The 19,777-nt window shown below is 36.1% G+C and carries 19 protein-coding genes; 13 read left to right on the top strand and 6 right to left on the bottom strand.

Annotation, left to right across the window (positions count from 1 at the left end):
- The first annotated feature begins 99 nt into the window (after positions 1-99).
- Positions 100-1,080: an aromatic acid exporter family protein gene (locus tag RVS70_RS04520; RefSeq protein ID WP_026681091.1), complete on the top strand. Its 981-nt coding sequence runs from the start codon at positions 100-102 to the stop codon at positions 1,078-1,080.
- 328 nt (positions 1,081-1,408) lie between these two features.
- Here the strand turns inward: RVS70_RS04520 and prli42 are convergent, their stop codons facing one another.
- A complete protein-coding gene (gene prli42 / locus RVS70_RS04515; RefSeq protein ID WP_121605068.1) occupies positions 1,409-1,516 on the bottom strand; it encodes a stressosome-associated protein Prli42 in 108 nt (35 codons plus the stop codon).
- A 414-nt stretch (positions 1,517-1,930) separates the two neighbouring features.
- Here prli42 and mce point away from each other — a divergent pair, with 414 nt between their 5' ends.
- The 4 genes from mce to RVS70_RS04495 all read left to right on the top strand — a co-directional run bounded on the left by mce (position 1,931) and on the right by RVS70_RS04495 (position 6,408).
- Entirely contained in the window at positions 1,931-2,353 is a 423-nt protein-coding gene (mce, locus tag RVS70_RS04510; RefSeq protein ID WP_026681090.1) for a methylmalonyl-CoA epimerase, read from the top strand.
- A gap of 5 nt (positions 2,354-2,358) precedes the next feature.
- A complete protein-coding gene (locus RVS70_RS04505; protein WP_121605069.1) occupies positions 2,359-3,909 on the top strand; it encodes an acyl-CoA carboxylase subunit beta in 1,551 nt (516 codons plus the stop codon).
- Positions 3,910-3,931: 22 nt separating this feature from the next.
- Positions 3,932-5,056, top strand: a complete 1,125-nt coding sequence (locus tag RVS70_RS04500) for a M20/M25/M40 family metallo-hydrolase (protein ID WP_026681088.1) — start codon at positions 3,932-3,934, stop codon at positions 5,054-5,056.
- Between the two features lie 104 nt (positions 5,057-5,160).
- Positions 5,161-6,408: a DNA polymerase IV gene (locus RVS70_RS04495; RefSeq protein ID WP_121605071.1), complete on the top strand. Its 1,248-nt coding sequence runs from the start codon at positions 5,161-5,163 to the stop codon at positions 6,406-6,408.
- A 335-nt stretch (positions 6,409-6,743) separates the two neighbouring features.
- Here RVS70_RS04495 and RVS70_RS04490 read toward each other — a convergent pair whose 3' ends face one another.
- From RVS70_RS04490 to RVS70_RS04475, 4 genes are read right to left on the bottom strand one after another with little or no spacing between them, the layout of a single operon-like run.
- Positions 6,744-8,114, bottom strand: coding sequence for an aldehyde dehydrogenase (locus tag RVS70_RS04490; RefSeq protein WP_026681086.1), 1,371 nt, complete (start codon positions 8,112-8,114; stop codon positions 6,744-6,746).
- A 13-nt stretch (positions 8,115-8,127) separates the two neighbouring features.
- Positions 8,128-9,045, bottom strand: coding sequence for a ribonuclease Z (gene rnz / locus RVS70_RS04485; RefSeq protein ID WP_026681085.1), 918 nt, complete (start codon positions 9,043-9,045; stop codon positions 8,128-8,130).
- Between the two features lie 16 nt (positions 9,046-9,061).
- Positions 9,062-10,087, bottom strand: a complete 1,026-nt coding sequence (gene namA, locus RVS70_RS04480) for an NADPH dehydrogenase NamA (protein ID WP_026681084.1) — start codon at positions 10,085-10,087, stop codon at positions 9,062-9,064.
- Between the two features lie 19 nt (positions 10,088-10,106).
- Complete coding sequence (locus RVS70_RS04475; protein ID WP_026681083.1) at positions 10,107-10,841, bottom strand: glycerophosphodiester phosphodiesterase; 735 nt, start codon at positions 10,839-10,841, stop codon at positions 10,107-10,109.
- Between the two features lie 160 nt (positions 10,842-11,001).
- On the opposite strand from RVS70_RS04475, the gene RVS70_RS04470 reads away from it, so the two are divergent.
- From RVS70_RS04470 to RVS70_RS04455, 4 genes are all read left to right on the top strand, one after another.
- On the top strand, positions 11,002-12,624 hold the full coding sequence (locus RVS70_RS04470) for a M20/M25/M40 family metallo-hydrolase (RefSeq protein ID WP_166530483.1): 1,623 nt from the start codon (positions 11,002-11,004) through the stop codon (positions 12,622-12,624).
- 140 nt (positions 12,625-12,764) lie between these two features.
- On the top strand, positions 12,765-13,733 hold the full coding sequence (locus RVS70_RS04465) for an MBL fold metallo-hydrolase (protein ID WP_026681081.1): 969 nt from the start codon (positions 12,765-12,767) through the stop codon (positions 13,731-13,733).
- Positions 13,723-14,520: an SDR family NAD(P)-dependent oxidoreductase gene (locus RVS70_RS04460; protein WP_121605890.1), complete on the top strand. Its 798-nt coding sequence runs from the start codon at positions 13,723-13,725 to the stop codon at positions 14,518-14,520. The genes RVS70_RS04465 and RVS70_RS04460 overlap by 11 nt, the downstream gene beginning before the upstream one ends.
- An 18-nt stretch (positions 14,521-14,538) precedes the next feature.
- Positions 14,539-14,874, top strand: a complete 336-nt coding sequence (locus RVS70_RS04455; protein WP_226983510.1) for an iron-sulfur cluster biosynthesis family protein — start codon at positions 14,539-14,541, stop codon at positions 14,872-14,874.
- Between the two features lie 736 nt (positions 14,875-15,610).
- On the opposite strand, the gene RVS70_RS04450 is transcribed toward RVS70_RS04455, so the two are convergent.
- Positions 15,611-16,522, bottom strand: coding sequence for an aldo/keto reductase (locus RVS70_RS04450; protein ID WP_121605074.1), 912 nt, complete (start codon positions 16,520-16,522; stop codon positions 15,611-15,613).
- Between the two features lie 136 nt (positions 16,523-16,658).
- On the opposite strand from RVS70_RS04450, the gene RVS70_RS04445 reads away from it, so the two are divergent.
- From RVS70_RS04445 to RVS70_RS04430, 4 genes are all read left to right on the top strand, one after another.
- Positions 16,659-17,204, top strand: coding sequence for an NUDIX hydrolase (locus RVS70_RS04445; protein ID WP_026681077.1), 546 nt, complete (start codon positions 16,659-16,661; stop codon positions 17,202-17,204).
- Entirely contained in the window at positions 17,205-18,374 is a 1,170-nt protein-coding gene (locus RVS70_RS04440; RefSeq protein ID WP_121605075.1) for an endonuclease Q family protein, read from the top strand. It begins immediately after the preceding gene.
- Between the two features lie 91 nt (positions 18,375-18,465).
- Complete coding sequence (spoIIM, locus tag RVS70_RS04435; RefSeq protein ID WP_026681075.1) at positions 18,466-19,101, top strand: stage II sporulation protein M; 636 nt, start codon at positions 18,466-18,468, stop codon at positions 19,099-19,101.
- A 111-nt stretch (positions 19,102-19,212) separates the two neighbouring features.
- Positions 19,213-19,671, top strand: coding sequence for a Fur family transcriptional regulator (locus RVS70_RS04430; RefSeq protein WP_026681074.1), 459 nt, complete (start codon positions 19,213-19,215; stop codon positions 19,669-19,671).
- Positions 19,672-19,777 lie beyond the last annotated feature (106 nt).

Genomic DNA, 19,777 nt, shown 5'->3' with positions numbered 1-19,777 from the left:
AATTGTTTGATTAGATATGAAATGAGGGCTGTCTCTATGTTATCGTAGGTCAGCCTTTTTTTCCGGTAACCTGAGTGGAACGGTAAAGGAGAATGGAACGTGAAGATAGGCTATCGAACTATTAAAACAGCTATAGGAACACCTATTGCTATTTGGATAGCTCAATTATTAGGAGTAACAAATTTTGTATCAGCTGGTATTCTTACCATTTTATGTATCCAACCATCACGAAAACAATCTTTTTTAAGTGCATGGAATCGCTTTTTAGCATGTATTATTGCATCTATTCTGTCCATTCTATTTTTTCATTATATAGGCTATCATCCAGCAGTGGTTGGCTTATTACTAGCAATCTTTATCCCAATAACGGTGTATTTAAATATTACACAGGGTATTGCAACAAGCTCAGTTATTATTTTAAATTTATACGGTGCACATTATTTAGATTATGATTTCTTAGTTGATCAATTTCTATTAATAATCATTGGTATTGGAACTGGATTATTACTAAACTTATATATGCCAAGCCTAGATAAAAAGTTAAAAGAAAAGCAACGAGAATTGGAAGAAAATTTTCAGTCCGTGCTATATGAAATCGCATTATATGTACGCAATAGGAATATTGTATGGGATGGAAATGAAATAACAAGAATTGAACAGCTACTGGTCGAAGCAGCGGACTTAGTAGAGCGTGATAAAGAAAATCATATATTACGCAATAAGCACCCATATCGTGATTATTTTCGTATGCGATCAAGACAATTTGAATTATTACAGCGAATGCTTCCACTTGTAACTAAATTGCCCAAAAAAGACTCGATAACGGAAAAAATTGCCTCCTTCTTTGAAGGGCTATCGAAAGCTGTACATCCTGGGAATACAGCAATTATCTACCTAGAGGAATTAGAGCAATTGCGAAAGGATTTCGATAGAGAGGACCTTCCATGTTCGAGAGAAGAATTTGAAACGAGAGCAAACCTTTTTCGATTATTACATGATATTGAAGACTATCTATTATTGAAAAAAAGGTTTAAAGAAAGTGATGTTAGACCTAAGAGAAGAACAAGCAAAGAAGCATAAAGACTGGACCCATGTGTGGTACAGTCTTTTTTAATAGTCTAGGAAAACCGTGTAGATAAATATGAGCGCGTTGAGCCGCGACTAGCTCCAGCGCCCAGAATCTAGCCGACTTCACGAATCGTCCTAATCTAAGTCATCAGCGGTTCGCAAAATCACCGTGATTCCTTTAACTCCGCTGACTCGCTCCAGTCGCTACGTTTCTATTCGGGCGCTTGCGCTTTTGTTCATTTTATGACGTAATTCGTTATGGACAAACATTAGTAAGCGGTATAAGTTCAGGAAATTATGAGCTAGTGTCCTTCTTAATGATATCCCATAGTTAATATTCTTATATAAACAATGCTAGACCTGCTGTCAAAGTGGATAGGAGCATTGCAATTATCATAATATATACAATAATTTTCGTTCTTCGAGCACGCTTTGATTTTTGGGACATACAAATCCTCCTTCACTCCTAAAATACTACGTTTATTTTACCTTGAAAACTACTTTTGGACAAGTGGTAATAAACATTTATCTCACTATTTAAGCGTTTTTCAGCTCCAATGTTCTTTCTCGTGAAAATGATCAATAAGCTAGTATAGGTGATTGCTTATTGATGAATCAACATACGAATGTATTTCACATGTAACTTGTCGTAAAACCCTCACATCAAGCAATAAAATGAAATCACTAATGATAAGTGAGGAAACGACTGCCAGTAAATGTCCGATTGGTTCGGGCCTACATGGAAGTAGGTCACAAAGGCGTTGCCACAGGACGTGGCGATTTAAGCCTTTGTACGTATTTGTTTTAGTAAAAGCTGGATGGAAGTTTCACTTTATATAAACATACAAATAGGGGGCTGAAAATGAATTCGTCTGATACGAAAGCTGTCAATCACATTACGCATATTGGAATAGCAGTTAAGAATATAGAGGAATCTTTGCCTTTTTACATGATGTGTTTAGGTCTTAAGTTGACACAAATGGAAACAATCGATTCGCAATCCATTAGAGTGGCCTTTTTAAAAGTGGGAGAAGCTTATTTAGAATTAATCGAACCAATCACCACAACTTCTACAGTAGCTGAATTTATTAACAAACGAGGAGAAGGCTTGCACCATATTGCACTAGCAGTCGACGATATCCAGCAACGGGTAGACCTTTTGAAGCAGAAAGGTATTCAGGCAATAGATGAAGAAATACAAATAGGAGCTGATGGGCAACAAATAGCATTTCTTCATCCAAGTGTAGCAAATGGTGTATTATTTGAATTATGTCAGGAGAAGTGAACATCGTGGATATGTATGATAAAATCACGGAATTATATGAAAAGAGAAAGCAAATAAAGCTTGGTGGTGGAGAAGAGCGGATTCGTAAACAACATGAAAAAGGGAAATTAACAGCAAGGGAAAGAATTAAAGTGTTACTAGATAAGCAATCTTTTGTAGAAATAAATCCTTTCATGAAACAGAGAGTTTGTTCTTCGTGTAACAGCATAGCCGTTGATAGTAATGGTGAGGGTGTCGTAACTGGCTACGGAAAAGTTAATGGTAGATCTATTTACCTATTTGCTCAAGATTTTACCGTTTATGGTGGAGCACTAGGAGAAATGCACGCGAAGAAGATTACTGCTGTTATGGACTTAGCTGCAAAAAATAGAATTCCGATTGTAGGATTAATTGATTCTGGTGGTGCTCGTATACAGGAAGGTGTATCTTCTTTAGATGGATATGGTCAAGTTTTTTACAGAAATGTTAAGTATTCTGGTTTAATACCTCAAATATCGGTAATTATGGGACCAAGTGCAGGTGGAGCAGTTTATTCACCAGCGCTTACTGATTTCATTATAATGGTTAAACAAACATCACAAATGTTTATTACGGGTCCGAAAGTAATAGAGAAAGCTACTGGAGAGCAAATAGCAGGAGAGGAACTGGGGGGAGCTTCCATCCACAATAAACAGAGTGGAAATGCTCACTTTCAAACAAATACGGAAGAAGAAGCATTGGAAACCGTTCGTCAATTAATTCATTATTTGCCTGCTTTTGATCAAGAAAAAGCAGAAGATATTGCAAATTACTGTGAATTATCCAATGGAAGTGATTTAATAGAGATAGTTCCTTTTGATAGCAGATCACCTTATGATGTAAAAAAAGTAATAAACAATATAGTTGATTCAGGTAGTTTCTTTGAGGTGCATCAACATTTTGCTAAAAATATTGTTGTTGGATTTGCAAAAATTAATGGGCAAACGGTTGGGATGATTTGTAATCAACCAAAGTATTTAGCTGGTGGATTAGATATCAATTCAAGTGATAAAGCGGCTCGGTTTATTCGTTTTTGTGATGCATTTGATATAGCCTTGGTAACCATAGAAGACGTTACTGGATTTATCCCAGGTATTAAACAGGAACATGATGGAATTATACGTCATGGCGCTAAGCTACTTTACGCATATGCAGAAGCAACGGTTCCAAAAGTAACAGTGATTCTGCGAAAAGCATATGGTGGTGCCTTTGTGGCATTAAATAGTAAATCACTTGGAGCAGACATTGTCTATGCATGGCCGAATGCAGAAATCGCTGTTATGGGGGCCGAGGGAGCTGTCCCTATTATGTTTGCTAACGAAGTTGATACGAGTCATGATCCGGATCAGTTACAAGCAGAAAAAATACGTACATATCTGCAACGTTTTGCAAATCCTTATGAGGCTGCTAGTTTAGGAATGGTGGATGATATTATTGATCCTCGTGACACCAGATTAAAGCTAATTGAAGCTTTGGAAATGCTCCAAAATAAAACAGAGGATCGTCCTAGTAAGAAACACGGTAATATCCCATTATAATTGATGTATAGGAGGATTTGTTTTGCTAATTAATGAAGAACGTCTTTTAGAAGAATTTTTTGAACTAGTTAAAATTGATTCTGAGACAGGACAAGAAACAGAAATAGCAAAAGTGTTAAAGGAGAAGTTCTCTAATTTAGGATTAGAGGTTATAGAGGATGCCAGTAAATCAACAACAGGGCATGGTGCTGGTAACTTAATTTGTAATTGGAAAGGCACCAAAGATAGTGTAGACCCAATCTACTTTACCTCACATATGGATACTGTAGTTCCTGGTAAAGCCATTAACCCTAGTATTAAAGATGGTTACATTATTTCGGATGGAACCACCATTTTAGGTGCGGACGATAAAGCGGGTTTGGCCGCAATTCTAGAGACTATCCGTACAGTTAATGAAAATAATTTAGAGCATGGTGATGTTCAATTTGTAATAACTGTAGGTGAAGAATCTGGTTTAGTAGGAGCGAAGGCACTGGATCCATCCATGCTCCATGCAAAATACGGTTATGCAATAGACAGTAATGGAGATGTAGGTGATATCGTTGTAGCCGCACCTACCCAAGCAAAGGTATTTGCCGTAATTAAAGGAAAAACAGCTCATGCTGGCGTAGCTCCTGAAAAAGGAGTGTCAGCTATAACCTTAGCTGCGAAGGCAATAGCTAAAATGCCACTCGGAAGAATTGATGATGAAACAACAGCTAATATTGGTCGATTTGAAGGCGGTAAGCAAACGAATATCGTTGTAGATCATGTCGAGATCTTAGCTGAGGCCCGGTCATTGGATCCGAAAAAAATGGAAGTACAAGTTAAAAAAATGAAGGATGCTTTTGAAAATACTGCTAAAGAATTTGGTGGTACCGCTGAAGTATCGGTTAAGGTCATGTATCCTGGATATAAACAACAGGAAGGCGATTTAGTAGTTGAAGTTGCACGTAATGCTGCCAAGGCCATTGGTCGAGAAAGTAAATTGCTAAAAAGTGGTGGGGGTAGTGATGCAAATGTTATAGCAGGTCACGGAATCCCGACTGTCAATCTTGCTGTTGGTTATGAAGAAATCCACACAACAAATGAACGGATCAAAGTAGAAGATTTGGTTAAAGTAACAGAGTTAGTTACAGCAATTATCCAGGAAGCAGCAAAAAATTAACAAAGTAAACCCTTTAAGTGCAACGCTTAAAGGGTTTTTTCTTTGGTATGTTATAATGGATTAAAAGTGATATTAAATTGTCCGTATTAAGGAGCAGTATATGTATGACGAATCAAGCTACGAAGCGAAGAGTTATCTTCCATATTGATATGAATTGCTTCTATGCTTCAGTTGAGATGGCGTATAACCCGAAACTTAAGGGCAGGCCTGTAGCCATTGCTGGTAATCCTGAAGAGAGACGAGGAATTGTTGTAACAAGCAGTTATGAAGCAAGGGCTAAAGGGGTAAAAACGACAATGAATCTATGGGAGGCTAAAAAACTATGTCCTGAATTAATTGTCCTACGCCCTAATTTTGAACGCTATCGAACAGCCTCTAGAGAGATTTTCAAAATGCTTTCAGAAATAACTCCATTTGTACAACCCGTATCTATCGATGAAGGCTATATGGATGTAACGGAAAGTAAAGGAATGGGTACACCTTTAGATATAGCAGCCAATTTACAGAAAAGAATAGCTAGAGAGCTCGATTTGCCATGCAGTATTGGGATAGCACCAAATAAATTTCTTGCAAAAATGGCATCCGACATGAAGAAGCCAATGGGAATTACAGTATTAAGAAAGCGTGAGATGCCCTCAATGCTGTGGCCGTTACCAATTGAAGAAATGTATGGAGTAGGAGGGAAAACAGCCACTAAATTAAAAGGAATAGGGATAGAGACAATAGGTGATCTTGCGCGTGGGAATGTCTACGAATTAAAACAAATACTTGGAATTAATGGTGAACGACTAAAAAATCGAGCAAATGGTGTGGATCAACGTCCTGTAGATCCTGATGCTGTCTATGAATTTAAAAGTATTGGTAACTCAAAAACACTACCGCAGGATACTACAGATGAAACAGAAATTAGAGCATTGATGCATTACCTCGCCGAAAATGTAGCACGTCGATTAAAGCGAAAACAAGCAGTTGGACGTAGCATACAAGTAATGATTCGCTATCATGATCGGAAGACTATTACACGAAGCAAAAAATTAAGAAACTATATTGAGTCAAAAGAAGATATCTTAATAATCGCAAATGAATTATTGCAAAAGCATTGGAATCTAGAACCAATTAGACTATTGGGAATTACTGTACAGGATGTAGAAGAGAAGCAAAATATTGCACAGCAACTCGATCTATTTTCATATGAAAAAGTGGCGGGAAAAGAAAAGTTATATAAAACGATTAATGAGCTATCTGAGAAATACGGAAAAAATCCGTTTATCTCATGGAATACTACCAATACGGATAATCAAAGTCCAAGTACGAGCTTTCAAAAAGATTTCTTGGATGATTTTAAGCGTTAAAATGAGGCAGGTACATATTGAGCTAAATACTTGTCTTAACAAGATAGTAGGCTATAGAAAGCACCATTTTATATGAAATGATGAAATTAACAATGTAGTGGAAATCAGCTATATTTCAATATTTCTACACAGATTGCTGATTTAAATAGTATAGTTGAATAATGAATAATATACAAGATGATCCAATTAAAAGCCGAACTAATTCGATTTCTCCAGTGGTGATTATCCCTAGATGTTAGATTTTTACTCTAACTACCAGGGCCCGCACCAGTGTGTTTCGAATTTAAGTTCGGCTTTTTCTTTAATGTATATTACTCGAGATTTTTACATTGTCATTATTTCATAATTTTATTTATAATTGTTTGTGACAGTTTTCCACCGGGATAACGGAATGGAATATCAAATTTTGTTGTTTGTTTTAAGATGCTCTTCTTATGAGAAAACGTATTAAAGCTATATTTTCCATGATATGCTCCCATGCCACTTGCACCAACACCACCAAACGGAAGATGTGGATTAGCTAGATGGTAAAGTGTATCATTTATACTACCACCACCGAATGATAAGTACTGCATAATTTGTTGTTGCGTATTTTCATTTTCTCCAAAGTAATATAAAGCTAGAGGTTTTTCTTGCATTTTAACTACTCCAACTGCATCTTCTATATCCTTAAACGTAAGTACCGGAAGGATTGGTCCAAATATTTCTTCCTGCATAATTGGATCGTCCCACGTGATTTTGTCAAGAATCGTAGGTTCAATTTTTAATAGGTTTCGATTCGATTCACCGCCATGTAGAATAGTTCCTGTAGATAAATAAGTATGTAACCGATCGAAATGCTTTTCGTTGATGATTCGGATATAGTCTTTATTTGATAAAGGGCTTTTACCATAGAAGCTCTTCATATATTTCTTCATGGCTTTTAATAATTTAAATTTAACCTTTTCGTGTACATATAAGTAATCTGGAGCAACACAAGTTTGGCCAGCATTCGTAAATTTACCCCAGACAATACGCTTTGCTGCTAGATTAATATTAGCATCTTTATCAACGATAACGGGGCTTTTACCTCCCAATTCAAGTGTTACAGGAGTTAAGTGATTACTTGCTTCTCTCATAATAATTTTCCCAGTCTGGGTACTACCAGTAAAGAAGATATAATCAAAACGCTGTTGTAAAAGCTCCTGAGCAATTTCTTTTGCGCCTTCAATGACTGTTAAATAAGATGGATCAAAGTATTCCCTAATCATTTCACGCAATAATGCTGAAGTAGCTGGTGCATCTTCAGAAGGTTTAATTACAGCACAATTACCTGCAGCTAGTGCACCAATTACTGGTGCGAGCGCTAACTGTAAAGGATAATTCCAAGGTGCCATGATCAGACAAACTCCGTAAGGCTCCTTCATAATAAAGTTTTTTGTTCCTTTATGGGTGATTGGAGCAGAAACCTTAATAGGTTCCATCCAATCTCTTAAATGCTTCAGTGTATGATCTAATTCGGTTATTAAAAATCCTAATTCAGTTGTTAGTGTTTCATGTTTGGATTTATTTAGATCTGTTTTTAATGCTTTATATATAGCAGGTTCATTTTCCTTTAGCATACTTTTAAGTTTCTGAAGTTGTTCTTTGCGGCTATTAAAATTCATCGTATTGCCATTTAAGAAAAATGCTCGTTGGTCAGCAATAATCGATTCAATTTGTGACATAGAAAGCCCTCCTTTAATTAATCAAAAAACTAGAGAAGTCATATGCAATTTCTGTATGTGGGAAGATCATTTGGGCCTCCTGTAAAAGTTGCTCATTTTCTTCCTTTTGGTATCTTGATGAGATATGAGTAAGTATTAGGCGCTTGCAGTTGCCTTTTTTGGCAAGTTCTGCAGCTTGCGTCGTTGTTGAGTGGAAATATCGCTTAGCAAGAATAGACTTATCATGGCTAAATGTGGCTTCATGAACTAGAACGTCAGCATCTTTAACCAAAGATATGTAATTTGTTGAATACCTTGTATCACCTAATATAGCTACTACTCTCCCTTTTTTATCCTGTCCAATAACATCTTTTCGATAAATTTTCCTACCAGCTTCCGTTACCACAACTTCATTTTCTTTTATTTGTTTGTAAATAGGTCCAGGTTTAATCCCTATGTCTTTTAATTTATTTACTAGTAATTCTCCAGGTTTATCCTGCTCCATAATACGAAATCCAAAACTAGGAATTGCGTGATCTAACGCTTGTATATGGACTGAAAAGTGACTATCTTTCACTACCATATTATTCTCAATTTCCACAAACAATAATGAATAATTAAGATGAGTATCACTTACACCTAAACTCGTTTCAACAAATTGCTGAATTCCCTTAGGACCATAAATAGTTAACGGATCTTCACCACCTTGAAAAGATCGACTACTTAAGAAGCCAGGTAGACCAAAGATATGGTCACCATGCAAATGAGTGATAAAAATTTTATTAATTTTTCTTGGCTTAATTGATGTATGGAGAATTTGATGTTGGGTTGCTTCTCCACAGTCAAATAACCAAACACTATTTAATTCTTGTAGCATGGAAAGTGCTACGGATGACACGTTTCTTTGTTTGGAGGGTACACCTGCTCCTGTTCCAAGAAAAATCAACTCCATCGTATAACCTCCAGTATTATTTCCAGCCTCTGATATATTGCTTAGGTGCCTTTAAGTCATAGTTTAATTCAGCAGCTGCTTCTTTAGCCCAATAAGGATTTTTCAGTAATGACCTACCGATAAAGACTAAGTCTGCTCGTTTGTTTTGAATAATCTCTTCAGCTTGTTTTCCTGAGGTAATTAAACCAACTGCTCCAGTAGCAATAGAGACATCTTGTTTAATTGTTTCACAGCGTCTAAGTTGGTAACCCGGGTAAGTATTGATCGTTGCAGGGACGACTCCACCAGAGCTGCAATCAATTAAGTCGACACCGTCCTCTTTTAACTGAGAACAAAAGTAGAGTATATCTTCTAGGCTATTTCCGTTGTTATCGTACTCATCTGTGGAAATTCGTACAAAAATTGGCCCATTCCAAACAGTTTTGATCGAAGCAATAATCTCTTTTAAAAAGCGGTATCGATTCTCTTTACTTCCTCCATATGCATCCGTACGGTGATTAGTCAATGGTGATAAAAATTGATTAATTAAATATCCATGTGCTCCATGTATTTCTATAACATCGAACGAAGCTTCAGCGGCACGTCTCGCACCGTCTTTGAATGCATTAATTGTATCGTCAATATCATTTTGTGACATTTCTAGCGGCTCTTGGAAAGTATCATTAAATGCGATAGCAGACGGTGCATAAATAGCAGAAGATAGTTCAGCTTTTCTTCCTGCATGGGCAAGCTGTATAGCCGTCTTAGCTCCGTAACTATGTAGTTCTTCATTCAGTTGTTTTAATCCTAAAACATGGTCATCACTCCATATGCCTAAATCTTGTGCGGAGATCCTACCTTCCATTTGGACTGCTGATGCTTCGAGCATAATTAACCCAATTTGACCAACGGCACGAGAAATATAATGTGTTTTATGAAATGACGTAAGCATTCCATCTTCCTGTATACACGAATACATACACATTGGAGACATAACAATTCGATTCTTTAATGATACATCTTTTAGTTCAATTGGTGAAAATAATTGTGATGACTTGCTCATTTTTGGCCTCCTATATTAATTAATCGGTTACTGATTCTCGATAATGAAATGCCAGATCAGGTACATCTGTGAAAATTCCATCAACCTGATGGTTGAACGATCGCATAATTCTTACTGGTTTATTTACGGTATAGATTCTTAATTTCATATTTTCTTTATGAATATTTTCGACTAATTCACGGTGTAAGAGTCGATATTTCAGATGGAGTGCATTAGCTCCAAGCTCTTTAGCTACACGGATAGGACTTTTATATCGTTTGGACGTTAGAAAAGCGACCTCAAGAGAATTAGAATATTCTTTCAACCTCTTAACGCTATTTGGATTAAAAGTCGAAATTGTGGTACGATTTAATAACTGATAGTTAGAGATTGCTTGATAAACAATAGATTCTATATCTGTATAATCTATTTTATTATTTTTTAGTTCAATATTTAAATATAAAGGCTTATCTTTAATCCAATTGAGAAACTCATCAAGTGTAGGTATCTTAATTCCCTTAAATTCAGGTGAAAACCAGCTACCTGCATCCAATTCTTTTAATTCTTGATAGGATAATTTACTTACAAGACCTACCGAATTGGTTGTACGTTTTACATTTTCATCATGTATAAGTACAGGGATATTATCTTTTGTTAACTGTACATCAGTTTCAATCCCATCTGCATTCATATGATACGCTTTCTGAAAAGCAGGCATTGTATTCTCAGGTGCATATTTGCTAGCACCACGATGTGCAAATATGTTGGTTTTCAATCTTATCCACCTCTTTAGTTGCATTTGACATCACACAAAGTCCTGTTGAGCAATGCTCTCATTCGATCGTGCTTTACTTTTAATCATTGTGTTTGATTTTCATGTAAAAGTCAATGTCTTATAAAGTTTGTAAATTATACTAAATACTGGAGGGATACGCTTGAAAACATGGCAAACAAAGGAAGAACTTACGAATCTGTTATGCTCACTCGTCAATTATCAAAGTGTAACTGGATCTTCAGCAGAGATTGCTTTAGCAGAGTATATGTATCATTTGTTAGAACAAAACCAATATTTTCAAACAAATCCTTCGTATTTAAAGCTTCATGGTTTGGATGATGGCAGAAGGTTACTGACGGCCTTTGTTAAGAGTAAAAATGAAACTGACAAAACGATAATCTTGTTAAGTCACTTTGATGTTGTGGATGTTGAAGATTTTGGATCACTACAAAACCTTGCATTTCATCCAAAAGCATTGACAAAAGAATTGTATAAACAAAAGGAACGATTATCTAAAGCGGTTCAGCAAGATATGGAGACTGGAAACTGGTTGTTTGGAAGAGGCACAATGGATATGAAGGCAGGTTTAACAGTACACCTTTCTATGCTCGAGAAAGCAATTGACGGTGAGTTTGATGGTAATATACTATTACTTACTGTTCCGGATGAAGAAGTCAATTCAAAAGGAATGTTAACAGCTTTACCTATACTCCATGAATGGAAGGAAAAGCAGAAGCTAACATATCTGGCATGTTTAAACGGTGAGCCAATGTTTAGCAAATATCCTGGCGATGAAGCTTATTATGTATATACTGGTTCAATTGGAAAAATATTACCAGGATTTTATTGTTACGGTAAAGAGTCGCATGTGGGAGAACCTTTTTCAGGCGTTAATCCTAATTTAATGATTAGTTTCTTGTCACAACAGCTAGAGCTTGATGAAGCTTTTATAGAAAGAATTGGTGATGAAGTAACGCCTCCACCAGTTAGTCTGATGCAACGAGATTTAAAAGAGAATTATTCCGTAAAGACCCCTCAATCAGCAATTGCCATGTATAATGTCTTATATATGAAACAATCCTTACATGATATAAATTTAAAATTGCTTCAAGGTGCGATGGACGCTGCCCAAAATATAGAGCACTATATCCAGGAAAAAGCGGATCATTTCTCTGAAATTGCCACCGATTTTACCATGCCGCCAATTAAAGTTAATGTAATGATGTATGAAGAATTATATCAGGAAGCTGTCAAACGTTATGGACAAGCAGAGATTAATCGTAGGCAGAATTTATTGGTTAGTCAACGCACAGAGGGAGATAGGGATTTTTCTACATTACTTGTCCAGGATTTAGCATCTATGTGTAAAGATTTAGCTCCAATGATCATTTTATTCTATTGTCCACCGTTTTACCCAGCAGTTTCTTCAGGAACAGATCCATACATTCAGCAAGTGATGAAGGAAATTACGACGTATACGAAAGAGAAATATCAAATTAACTTAACTGTATCGGAGTTTTTTACTGGTCTGTCAGATTTAAGCTTCGTTGGACCTCCTTCAACGCTAGGAAGTTTAAAAAACTATACGTCTAATATGCCATTACAAAATAATGGTTTTGAAATTCCGGAAGATGTCATGGAACAATTAACGATGCCTGTTTTAAATATAGGTCCGTTAGGAAAAGATCCTCATCAATGGACAGAGCGACTAGAGATCACGTATAGTTTTGAGTATTTGCCGAAAATAGTAGAAAGAGCAATACATCGTTTGTTTTGTAACTGAATAAATTGAGATGCGTATGATCAATCCGTCGAGGTACCGAAAGAGTTTATCCAAAATGATAGTAATTAATCGACAATGTGGGTGTGACAAGGTAAAATAGATTAAAAATGAATGATCATTCATTTTGGAGGAATGTAAGTATGAAAGTAATGGATAAAACGATTAGTCAAATAACGGTACCCACCCCTTTTGCAGTAGGTGATGTTCATATCTATCTGTTAAAAGGCGATTTGCTTTCTATCATAGATGCAGGTGTAAAGACAAAGGAAGCTTGGGAGACACTCAAAGAACAACTAAAGCGAATGGGTTATTTTCCAAAAGACATTGAACAAGTGATTTTAACGCACCATCATCCTGATCATATAGGATTAATTGATCAGTTTCCCAGAGCAGAGCGTATAATTGCACATGCTAATGTGGATCCATGGATCCAACGTGATGAATTATATCTTCAGCATTATAAGCAATTTTTTGAGAAGTATTTTTCGCTTTCTGGCATACCAGAAACATTTCTTCCGTATTTAAATAAATTGAGTGCGCCATTAAATTATGTAGGAAAAGGTGAACTAACCCGTTTTATAGATGAAGGAGATGAACTTCCTGGTCATCCAGGTTGGCAAGTGATTGATACGAAAGGTCATGCGCAAAGTCATCTTTCTTTTTTACGTAAAACCGATCGGCTACTAGTTGGGGGAGATCATATATTAGAGCATATTTCTTCTAATCCACTTATGGAACCACCATCACCGGGCGAGTCGATCGAATTTAGACCAAAGCCTATGCTTCAATATCGCCGTAATTTACAAAAATGTATTGATTTGCGAGTGGACTGTGTGTTACCAGGACATGGTCAGGTGGTACAAAAACCTAAGAGCTTAATCGAAAACAGACTAAAAAAACAGCAGGAAAGAGCAGATAAGGTCTTTGATTTATTAATAACTCAGCCGCAAACACCGTTTCAATTATGCACACAAATATTTCCAAGGCAATTCAAAAATCAAATCGATCTCACGATGTCTGAAACAATTGGCCAATTAGATTATTTAGAGAACGAGGGACGTATTACTAAAAAAACGGAGGATGGAAAGCTTATTTATTATGCAAACTAAGATATCAGGTAAAAAGATTATCATTACTGGAGCTTCAAGTGGCATTGGAGAGAGGCTAACATGGCACATTGCGAAAAATGGTGGTATACCAATTATATTGGCTCGTTCTATAAATAAATTAGAAAAGATCAAGGAGCAGATAGAGAAACAATTTTCTGTAGAATGCTATGTTTATAAGGTGGACTTAGGGCATCGTAAAGACCGTACACAAGTGATAGCCAATATCTTAACTGAACATCAAAAAATCCAAGGTCTAATAAATAATGCGGGAATAGGAATTTTTGAAGATGTCATGCACATGAATGAAGAAGATATTGAGCGAATGTTTCAATTAAATGTTCATGCGCTAATCCAAATAACGAAGCAGATACTTCCTTATTTTGCTACACTTGAAGGAGAAGCACACATCATTAATATCGCTTCACAAGCTGGAAAGCTTGCTACGCCAAAGGCAGCGATCTATAGTGCAACCAAGCATGCAGTATTGGGTTTTACTAATGGGCTTCGACAAGAATTAACGGATAGTAAAATAGAAGTAACTGCCGTAAATTTAGGACCTGTTCAAACTAATTTTTTTCTTTCTGCAGATCCAGATGGAACCTATCAAAAGAACGTTCAAAAATATATGCTTGATCCAGATCAGGTGGCACAAAAAATCATTCGTTATTTGTTTGTAAAGAAACGAGAAATCAATTTACCATGGTGGATGGATGCAGGAAGCAGATTATATCAGGTGCTTCCTGGACCTATGGAACGAGTATTAAAAAAGCAGTTTGCCAAAAAATAATTGAGGGTTGACGTAAAGATGAAGAACAATGAAATTGAGCTTAATATATCGCAAAAAGCAAAAGACAAATTAGCAGAGTTAGAGAAGCAACACGATCCTTATTTGTTATTTTGGTATGATATAGAAGGCTGTGGCTGTGGTGTGAACGGAATTCCGACGTTACGCTTTACAGATCAACAGAAAACCAACTATCAACAAATAAAAAACAAAGATTTTACGGTATATGTTGAAAACCAACAAGCCATATTTTTTGCGAAAAAGATGAGGTTAGATTATAACAAAGGAATGTTTCGTCTATCGAGTCCTGAAGGAATTCTTAATCTGTTTATTTCCCCAGAGGACATTATTAAATAAAGGAAAGCTTTATTCACCTTTTCAAAGGTCGATACAAAGGAATTTTAGATAAAGAAAGAGGTTGGGACAAAACACAACTTCTTTACTCAAAATACGAATAATCATGTTATCATCGCCGCACCGTGAAACTATAATCGTTTTCCGCGGGCAAGGCCTCAGCTAACTTGGTAAAGAAAAACACGTTACCACGTGAATCTTCAGACTCGTGCAGTTCCCGCCAGAGTCTCGCTTATTTCAGGTGCTAAATGAATTGTTCTGATCAATAAACGAACGATAATTAAGTTAAACCTAATTATCGTTCGTTTTCAATTATTTCTTCATTCTTTTGTCTCAGCTTCTTTTATCATACTCTAAGAAATTATAGAGTTTGCCCATACGGATAATTATGGGCGTGTTGAGCCGATTCCAGCTCCAGCGCCCAGGAAGGCGACCGCCCTAATCTAAGTCATCATCGGCTCGCCAGCACACCGTGAATTCCTTTATCTCCGTTGACTCGCTCCAGTCGCTACGTTTCTATTCAGGTGCTTGCGCTTTTGTTTCTATTGATCCACATACAACAAGCAGTAAGACCCTACAGATTGAAGTTTCACTTTATTTGAAATGGTGAGGCTCCCTATCGAAAGGAAGACATCCAATGGGTCCATGAATCCTAACAGATGACAGGTGGGTGGACACGTCTACGTAACTAGTACGAGTGTTTTTAACTCTATTTGCTAACACGAACCAAGGAAACCTCTTATCTATGTGCTTGATAAGTAACTGGTTTAGTGATTTTTTTTAGGTTATGATACGTATCATCCTGTAATTCTTTGTTAAAGTCGCCGTTGATATTTTCTTTTAATTGATCAATTGAGCTAGCTCCGAAAACTACACTAGCAACAGCCGGATGCTTTAGTATATAGCGGAAAGATAGCTCATTTTTATTAGAGCTAAGTTTGGTTAGCTCGTCATTTATAGATTGTAATTCTTTATAGGAATAATCTAAATATCCTGTTTCTCCTTTAGCGGCGATTTGCTTCGCTGCTTGATTACTTAATATTCCTTTTGCTAATGGACCACGAGCTAGAACGCTAATGTTATTTTCATCTAAAAGGTCAAGTATTTCTTCTTCTGGTCGGCGATCCAATAAATTGTATTGCATCATTATACCATCCATTGCAGAGCGTTTTACATATTCTCGAATAACGTTTGGGCGAATAGAAGATATACCGTATGCTCGGATTAAACCTTCTTTTTTAAGTATTTCAAAAGCTTCTATTGTTTCATCAATTGGATCGTCAATTGTCCCACCATGTAGCATATAAAAATCGATATAGTCCGTATTCAAGCGTTTTAGACTGGCTTTAACACCTTGTTGGATGTGTTCTTTCGAAGGGTCCCAATACCATTTTCTCGTCTCTCTATTAAAATGATTTCCGACTTTTGTTGTAAGCACTACATCTTCTCGTCTGTGTTTAATAGCCGATCCAACAATTTCTTCATTATCTCCAAAATCATATAAATCAGCTGTATCTAAATGATTGATTCCATGCTCTAATGCCATATCAATCATGCTTTTTGCTTTAGCAGTGTCTTTTCCAAGTGACATACACCCCAGCGTAAGTTGAGAAATATATATGTCTGAACTTCCAATCTGATTTTTTTTCATTTTAGCTAGCCTCCATTCCAATGTTTATGGTATATGTTTATTGTAAATTGAAGTAATTGGTAAAACAATTAATTGAAATGACCGCAGTATAAATATGCTAGAATAGAAACAGAAATTTGGTTGAAGGGTGATAGTAATGAAGAAATTTGAAGAAAAGACAATTAGTTCGGAAGTTATTTATGATGGGAAAGTTGTACATTTAAAAGTGGATGATGTTGTATTGCCTGACGGTAAGACGGCAAAACGTGAAATCATAGATCATCCTGGTGCTGTGGCAATAATACCAATAACGAAGGATAATAAAATTGTATTTGTTGAACAATATCGTAAGCCACTAGAAAAATCGTTAATTGAGATACCAGCAGGAAAGTTAGAAGTTGGAGAAGATCCCGAAGAAACAGCGATTAGGGAATTAGAAGAAGAGACAGGCTACACAACGAAAGATCTTTCTTTTGTTACTTCCTTTTATACTTCGCCAGGGTTTGCGAATGAACGAATGTATATTTATATCACAGATACGTTAGAGTTAGTTGATCAACCAATAGCGGGCGATGAAGATGAATTTATTAGTATTAGAAAGTTAACACTTGAAGAAGCAAAGCAACTAGTGGAACAGGAAGAGATTCATGATGCCAAAACAAATTACGCAATCTTATATTTACATGCACTGGGGATGAAATAATTGCTTAAGCCGTATTTTTCTGATTTACACATTCATATTGGCCGAGATAAGTACGATCATCCCGTCAAAATTACCGCTTCAAAAAATTTAACGCTAACGAGTGTGTTAGAGGAATCCAGTCGTAATAAAGGTATGGATTTAATAGGTGTTATAGATTGTCAGGCGCCCGCTGTACAACAGGAGATTATGGAATTAATTGAAGAAGGCAAAGCATATGAATTGGTTGATGGAGGCATTCGGTTTGAAAAAGTTACTTTAATTCTCGGTTCAGAAATCGAAGTCTATGATGAAGCTTGTCAGGGCCCGATTCATGTACTTTGTTATTTTCCAACCTTGCAATACATGCAACAATTTTCTGCATGGCTACGTCAGCGAATGAAGAACATTGGTCTAAGTTCTCAGAGGTATTACGGTACAGGAAAAGAGCTGCAATATAAAGTAAAGCAGCTAAAAGGAATATTTATTCCAGCTCATGTGTTTACGCCATTTAAAAGCTTGTATGGGAAAGGTGTGGAGCAAACATTATCAGAGGTATTTGATCGTGATTTGATTGATGGAATAGAATTAGGTCTAAGTTCGGATACTCATATGGCAGATCAAATTCAAGAACTACATGATTATACGTTTCTTTCTAACTCTGATGCACACTCCTTAGCAAAAATAGCAAGAGAATATCAAATAATATGTATGATGGAGCCTTCATTTAACGAATTGTATTTGGCACTGCACCAACAGCAGAACAGAAAAATTGCCCATAACTACGGTATGAATCCGCGACTAGGTAAATATCATAAAACGGTGTGTAATCAATGCTTTTCGGTCGTTTCGTTAAATGTTCAAAACTGTCCTCATTGTTTTTCGAACAAACTTATTAAAGGTGTGTCGGATAGAATCTTAGAATTAAAAGACATAAGTGCTCCTACTAATGATAGGCCACCATATACGTACCAAGCTCCATTAGAGTATCTTCCTAAATTGGGAAAGAGAACGTATGAAAAACTGTTAACTGCGTTTGATACGGAAATGCAAGTGATTCATCACGCAACTTTCGAGGAATTAACCTCGGTGATTCCAAGCGATTTAGCTCATGCAATTATTCAGATGCGTCAAGGCAAGCTAAAGATTATCGAAGGCGGTGGAGGTAGATACGGTACGATTAAATTAACCTAAATTCATCTAGTAGGATAATAGAAAACTTGGTATTTTTAATTGGAATTCTTCATAGTTTTTAGTATAGCAGTATATTGAATGGAGGATTCCAATGTACAAAAATAAAACACTTCTAACGACTCATGTAAAAGAACATGCCACGATTTATCTTTTTATGGTTATTTTATTTCTAACAGGGATTATATTTGGAGCTATCCTCGTTAATAGTATGAATTTTATTCAAAAACAGGATCTATTCTTTTATTTAGAACGATTTTTTGGACAAATTGCTGATAATCAAGAAATGGAACGCATGGATATTTTTAAAAGTAGCTTCTTGTACCATACTAAATATTTGCTACTATTATTTATATTAGGACTTTCAGTAATTGGCTTGCCATTGGTTTGGGTGTTAATTTTTATTAAAGGGCTTGTAGTGGGATTTTCTGTAGGGTTTATTGTCAATCAGCTTGGTTTTGATGGATTATTATTGGCGGCACTGTCGATTGCACCACAAAATATGTTAATTATTCCTATTTATATTACCGCCGGAAGTTTATCCATGATTTTCTCATTGACCTTATTGAGTAAATTATTTACAAGAAAAATGGCACAACCTGTATTCCAGCCATTTGGTAAATATGTAACATTATTTTCATTTCTAGTCGCCTTCTCTTGTATAGCTGCTTTACTAGAATCTTTTGTTTCCAATGAAGCAATGCAAATGTTAATCCGATCATTTTACTAATAATCAAACTTAAACTATAATTATTATAAATATAAAATAATAATATTTTATTTTGACACACTTTTAATCGGTGCATATAATAAAGGTGGGATATGAGGGAGGGAACCTGTCATGGAACATCGAATTGATCGGATAAAAAAACAACTGCATTCGCAAAGCTATAAGCTTACTCCTCAACGAGAAGCGACTGTTAGAGTCTTGCTGGAAAGGGAAGACGATCATTTAAGTGCAGAAGATGTATACCTGCTTGTTAAGGAAAAAGCTCCAGAAATTGGTTTAGCTACAGTATATCGTACATTAGAATTATTATCAGAACTAAAGATTGTGGATAAAATAAATTTTGGTGATGGTGTATCACGCTATGATCTTCGTAAAGAAGGAGCTAAACATTTTCATCATCATTTGGTATGTACGGAATGTGGTTCAGTAGAAGAAATCGAAGATGATTTACTCGAAGATGTGGAGAAAATTGTTCAAAATGAATGGGGATTTCAAGTAAAAGACCATCGTTTAACTTTTCATGGCATCTGTAAACAATGTCAGGCTGTTACTATGAACGCTTCTAGTTAGCTAGTTACCATGCAAGTTTTGCTAGTTAGCGTTTCCAATACTTACTAGCAGCCTTTTTTTATTTAAAAGAAAATAATTTACAAACCAAGTTAAAAGCGGTACATTG

The sequence above is a fragment of the Virgibacillus sp. M23 genome (assembly GCF_034190895.1).
Lineage (GTDB): Bacteria > Bacillota > Bacilli > Bacillales > Amphibacillaceae > Virgibacillus > Virgibacillus salarius.
The sequence above is the reverse complement of the archived record's forward strand: the minus strand, read 5'-3'. Positions and strand labels throughout refer to the sequence as shown.

Excerpts from the sequence above, each read along its gene's own strand:
- prli42 (WP_121605068.1), bottom strand. The coding sequence starts at position 1,516 with ATGTCCCAAAAATCAAAGCGTGCTCGAAGAACGAAAATTATTGTATAT.
- mce (WP_026681090.1), top strand. The coding sequence starts at position 1,931 with ATGAATTCGTCTGATACGAAAGCTGTCAATCACATTACGCATATTGGA.
- RVS70_RS04495 (WP_121605071.1), top strand. The coding sequence starts at position 5,161 with ATGACGAATCAAGCTACGAAGCGAAGAGTTATCTTCCATATTGATATG.
- RVS70_RS04490 (WP_026681086.1), bottom strand. The coding sequence starts at position 8,114 with ATGTCACAAATTGAATCGATTATTGCTGACCAACGAGCATTTTTCTTA.
- rnz (WP_026681085.1), bottom strand. The coding sequence starts at position 9,045 with ATGGAGTTGATTTTTCTTGGAACAGGAGCAGGTGTACCCTCCAAACAA.
- namA (WP_026681084.1), bottom strand. The coding sequence starts at position 10,087 with ATGAGCAAGTCATCACAATTATTTTCACCAATTGAACTAAAAGATGTA.
- RVS70_RS04465 (WP_026681081.1), top strand. The coding sequence starts at position 12,765 with ATGAAAGTAATGGATAAAACGATTAGTCAAATAACGGTACCCACCCCT.
- RVS70_RS04460 (WP_121605890.1), top strand. The coding sequence starts at position 13,723 with ATGCAAACTAAGATATCAGGTAAAAAGATTATCATTACTGGAGCTTCA.
- RVS70_RS04455 (WP_226983510.1), top strand. The coding sequence starts at position 14,539 with ATGAAGAACAATGAAATTGAGCTTAATATATCGCAAAAAGCAAAAGAC.
- RVS70_RS04450 (WP_121605074.1), bottom strand. The coding sequence starts at position 16,522 with ATGAAAAAAAATCAGATTGGAAGTTCAGACATATATATTTCTCAACTT.
- RVS70_RS04445 (WP_026681077.1), top strand. The coding sequence starts at position 16,659 with ATGAAGAAATTTGAAGAAAAGACAATTAGTTCGGAAGTTATTTATGAT.
- spoIIM (WP_026681075.1), top strand. The coding sequence starts at position 18,466 with ATGTACAAAAATAAAACACTTCTAACGACTCATGTAAAAGAACATGCC.
- RVS70_RS04430 (WP_026681074.1), top strand. The coding sequence starts at position 19,213 with ATGGAACATCGAATTGATCGGATAAAAAAACAACTGCATTCGCAAAGC.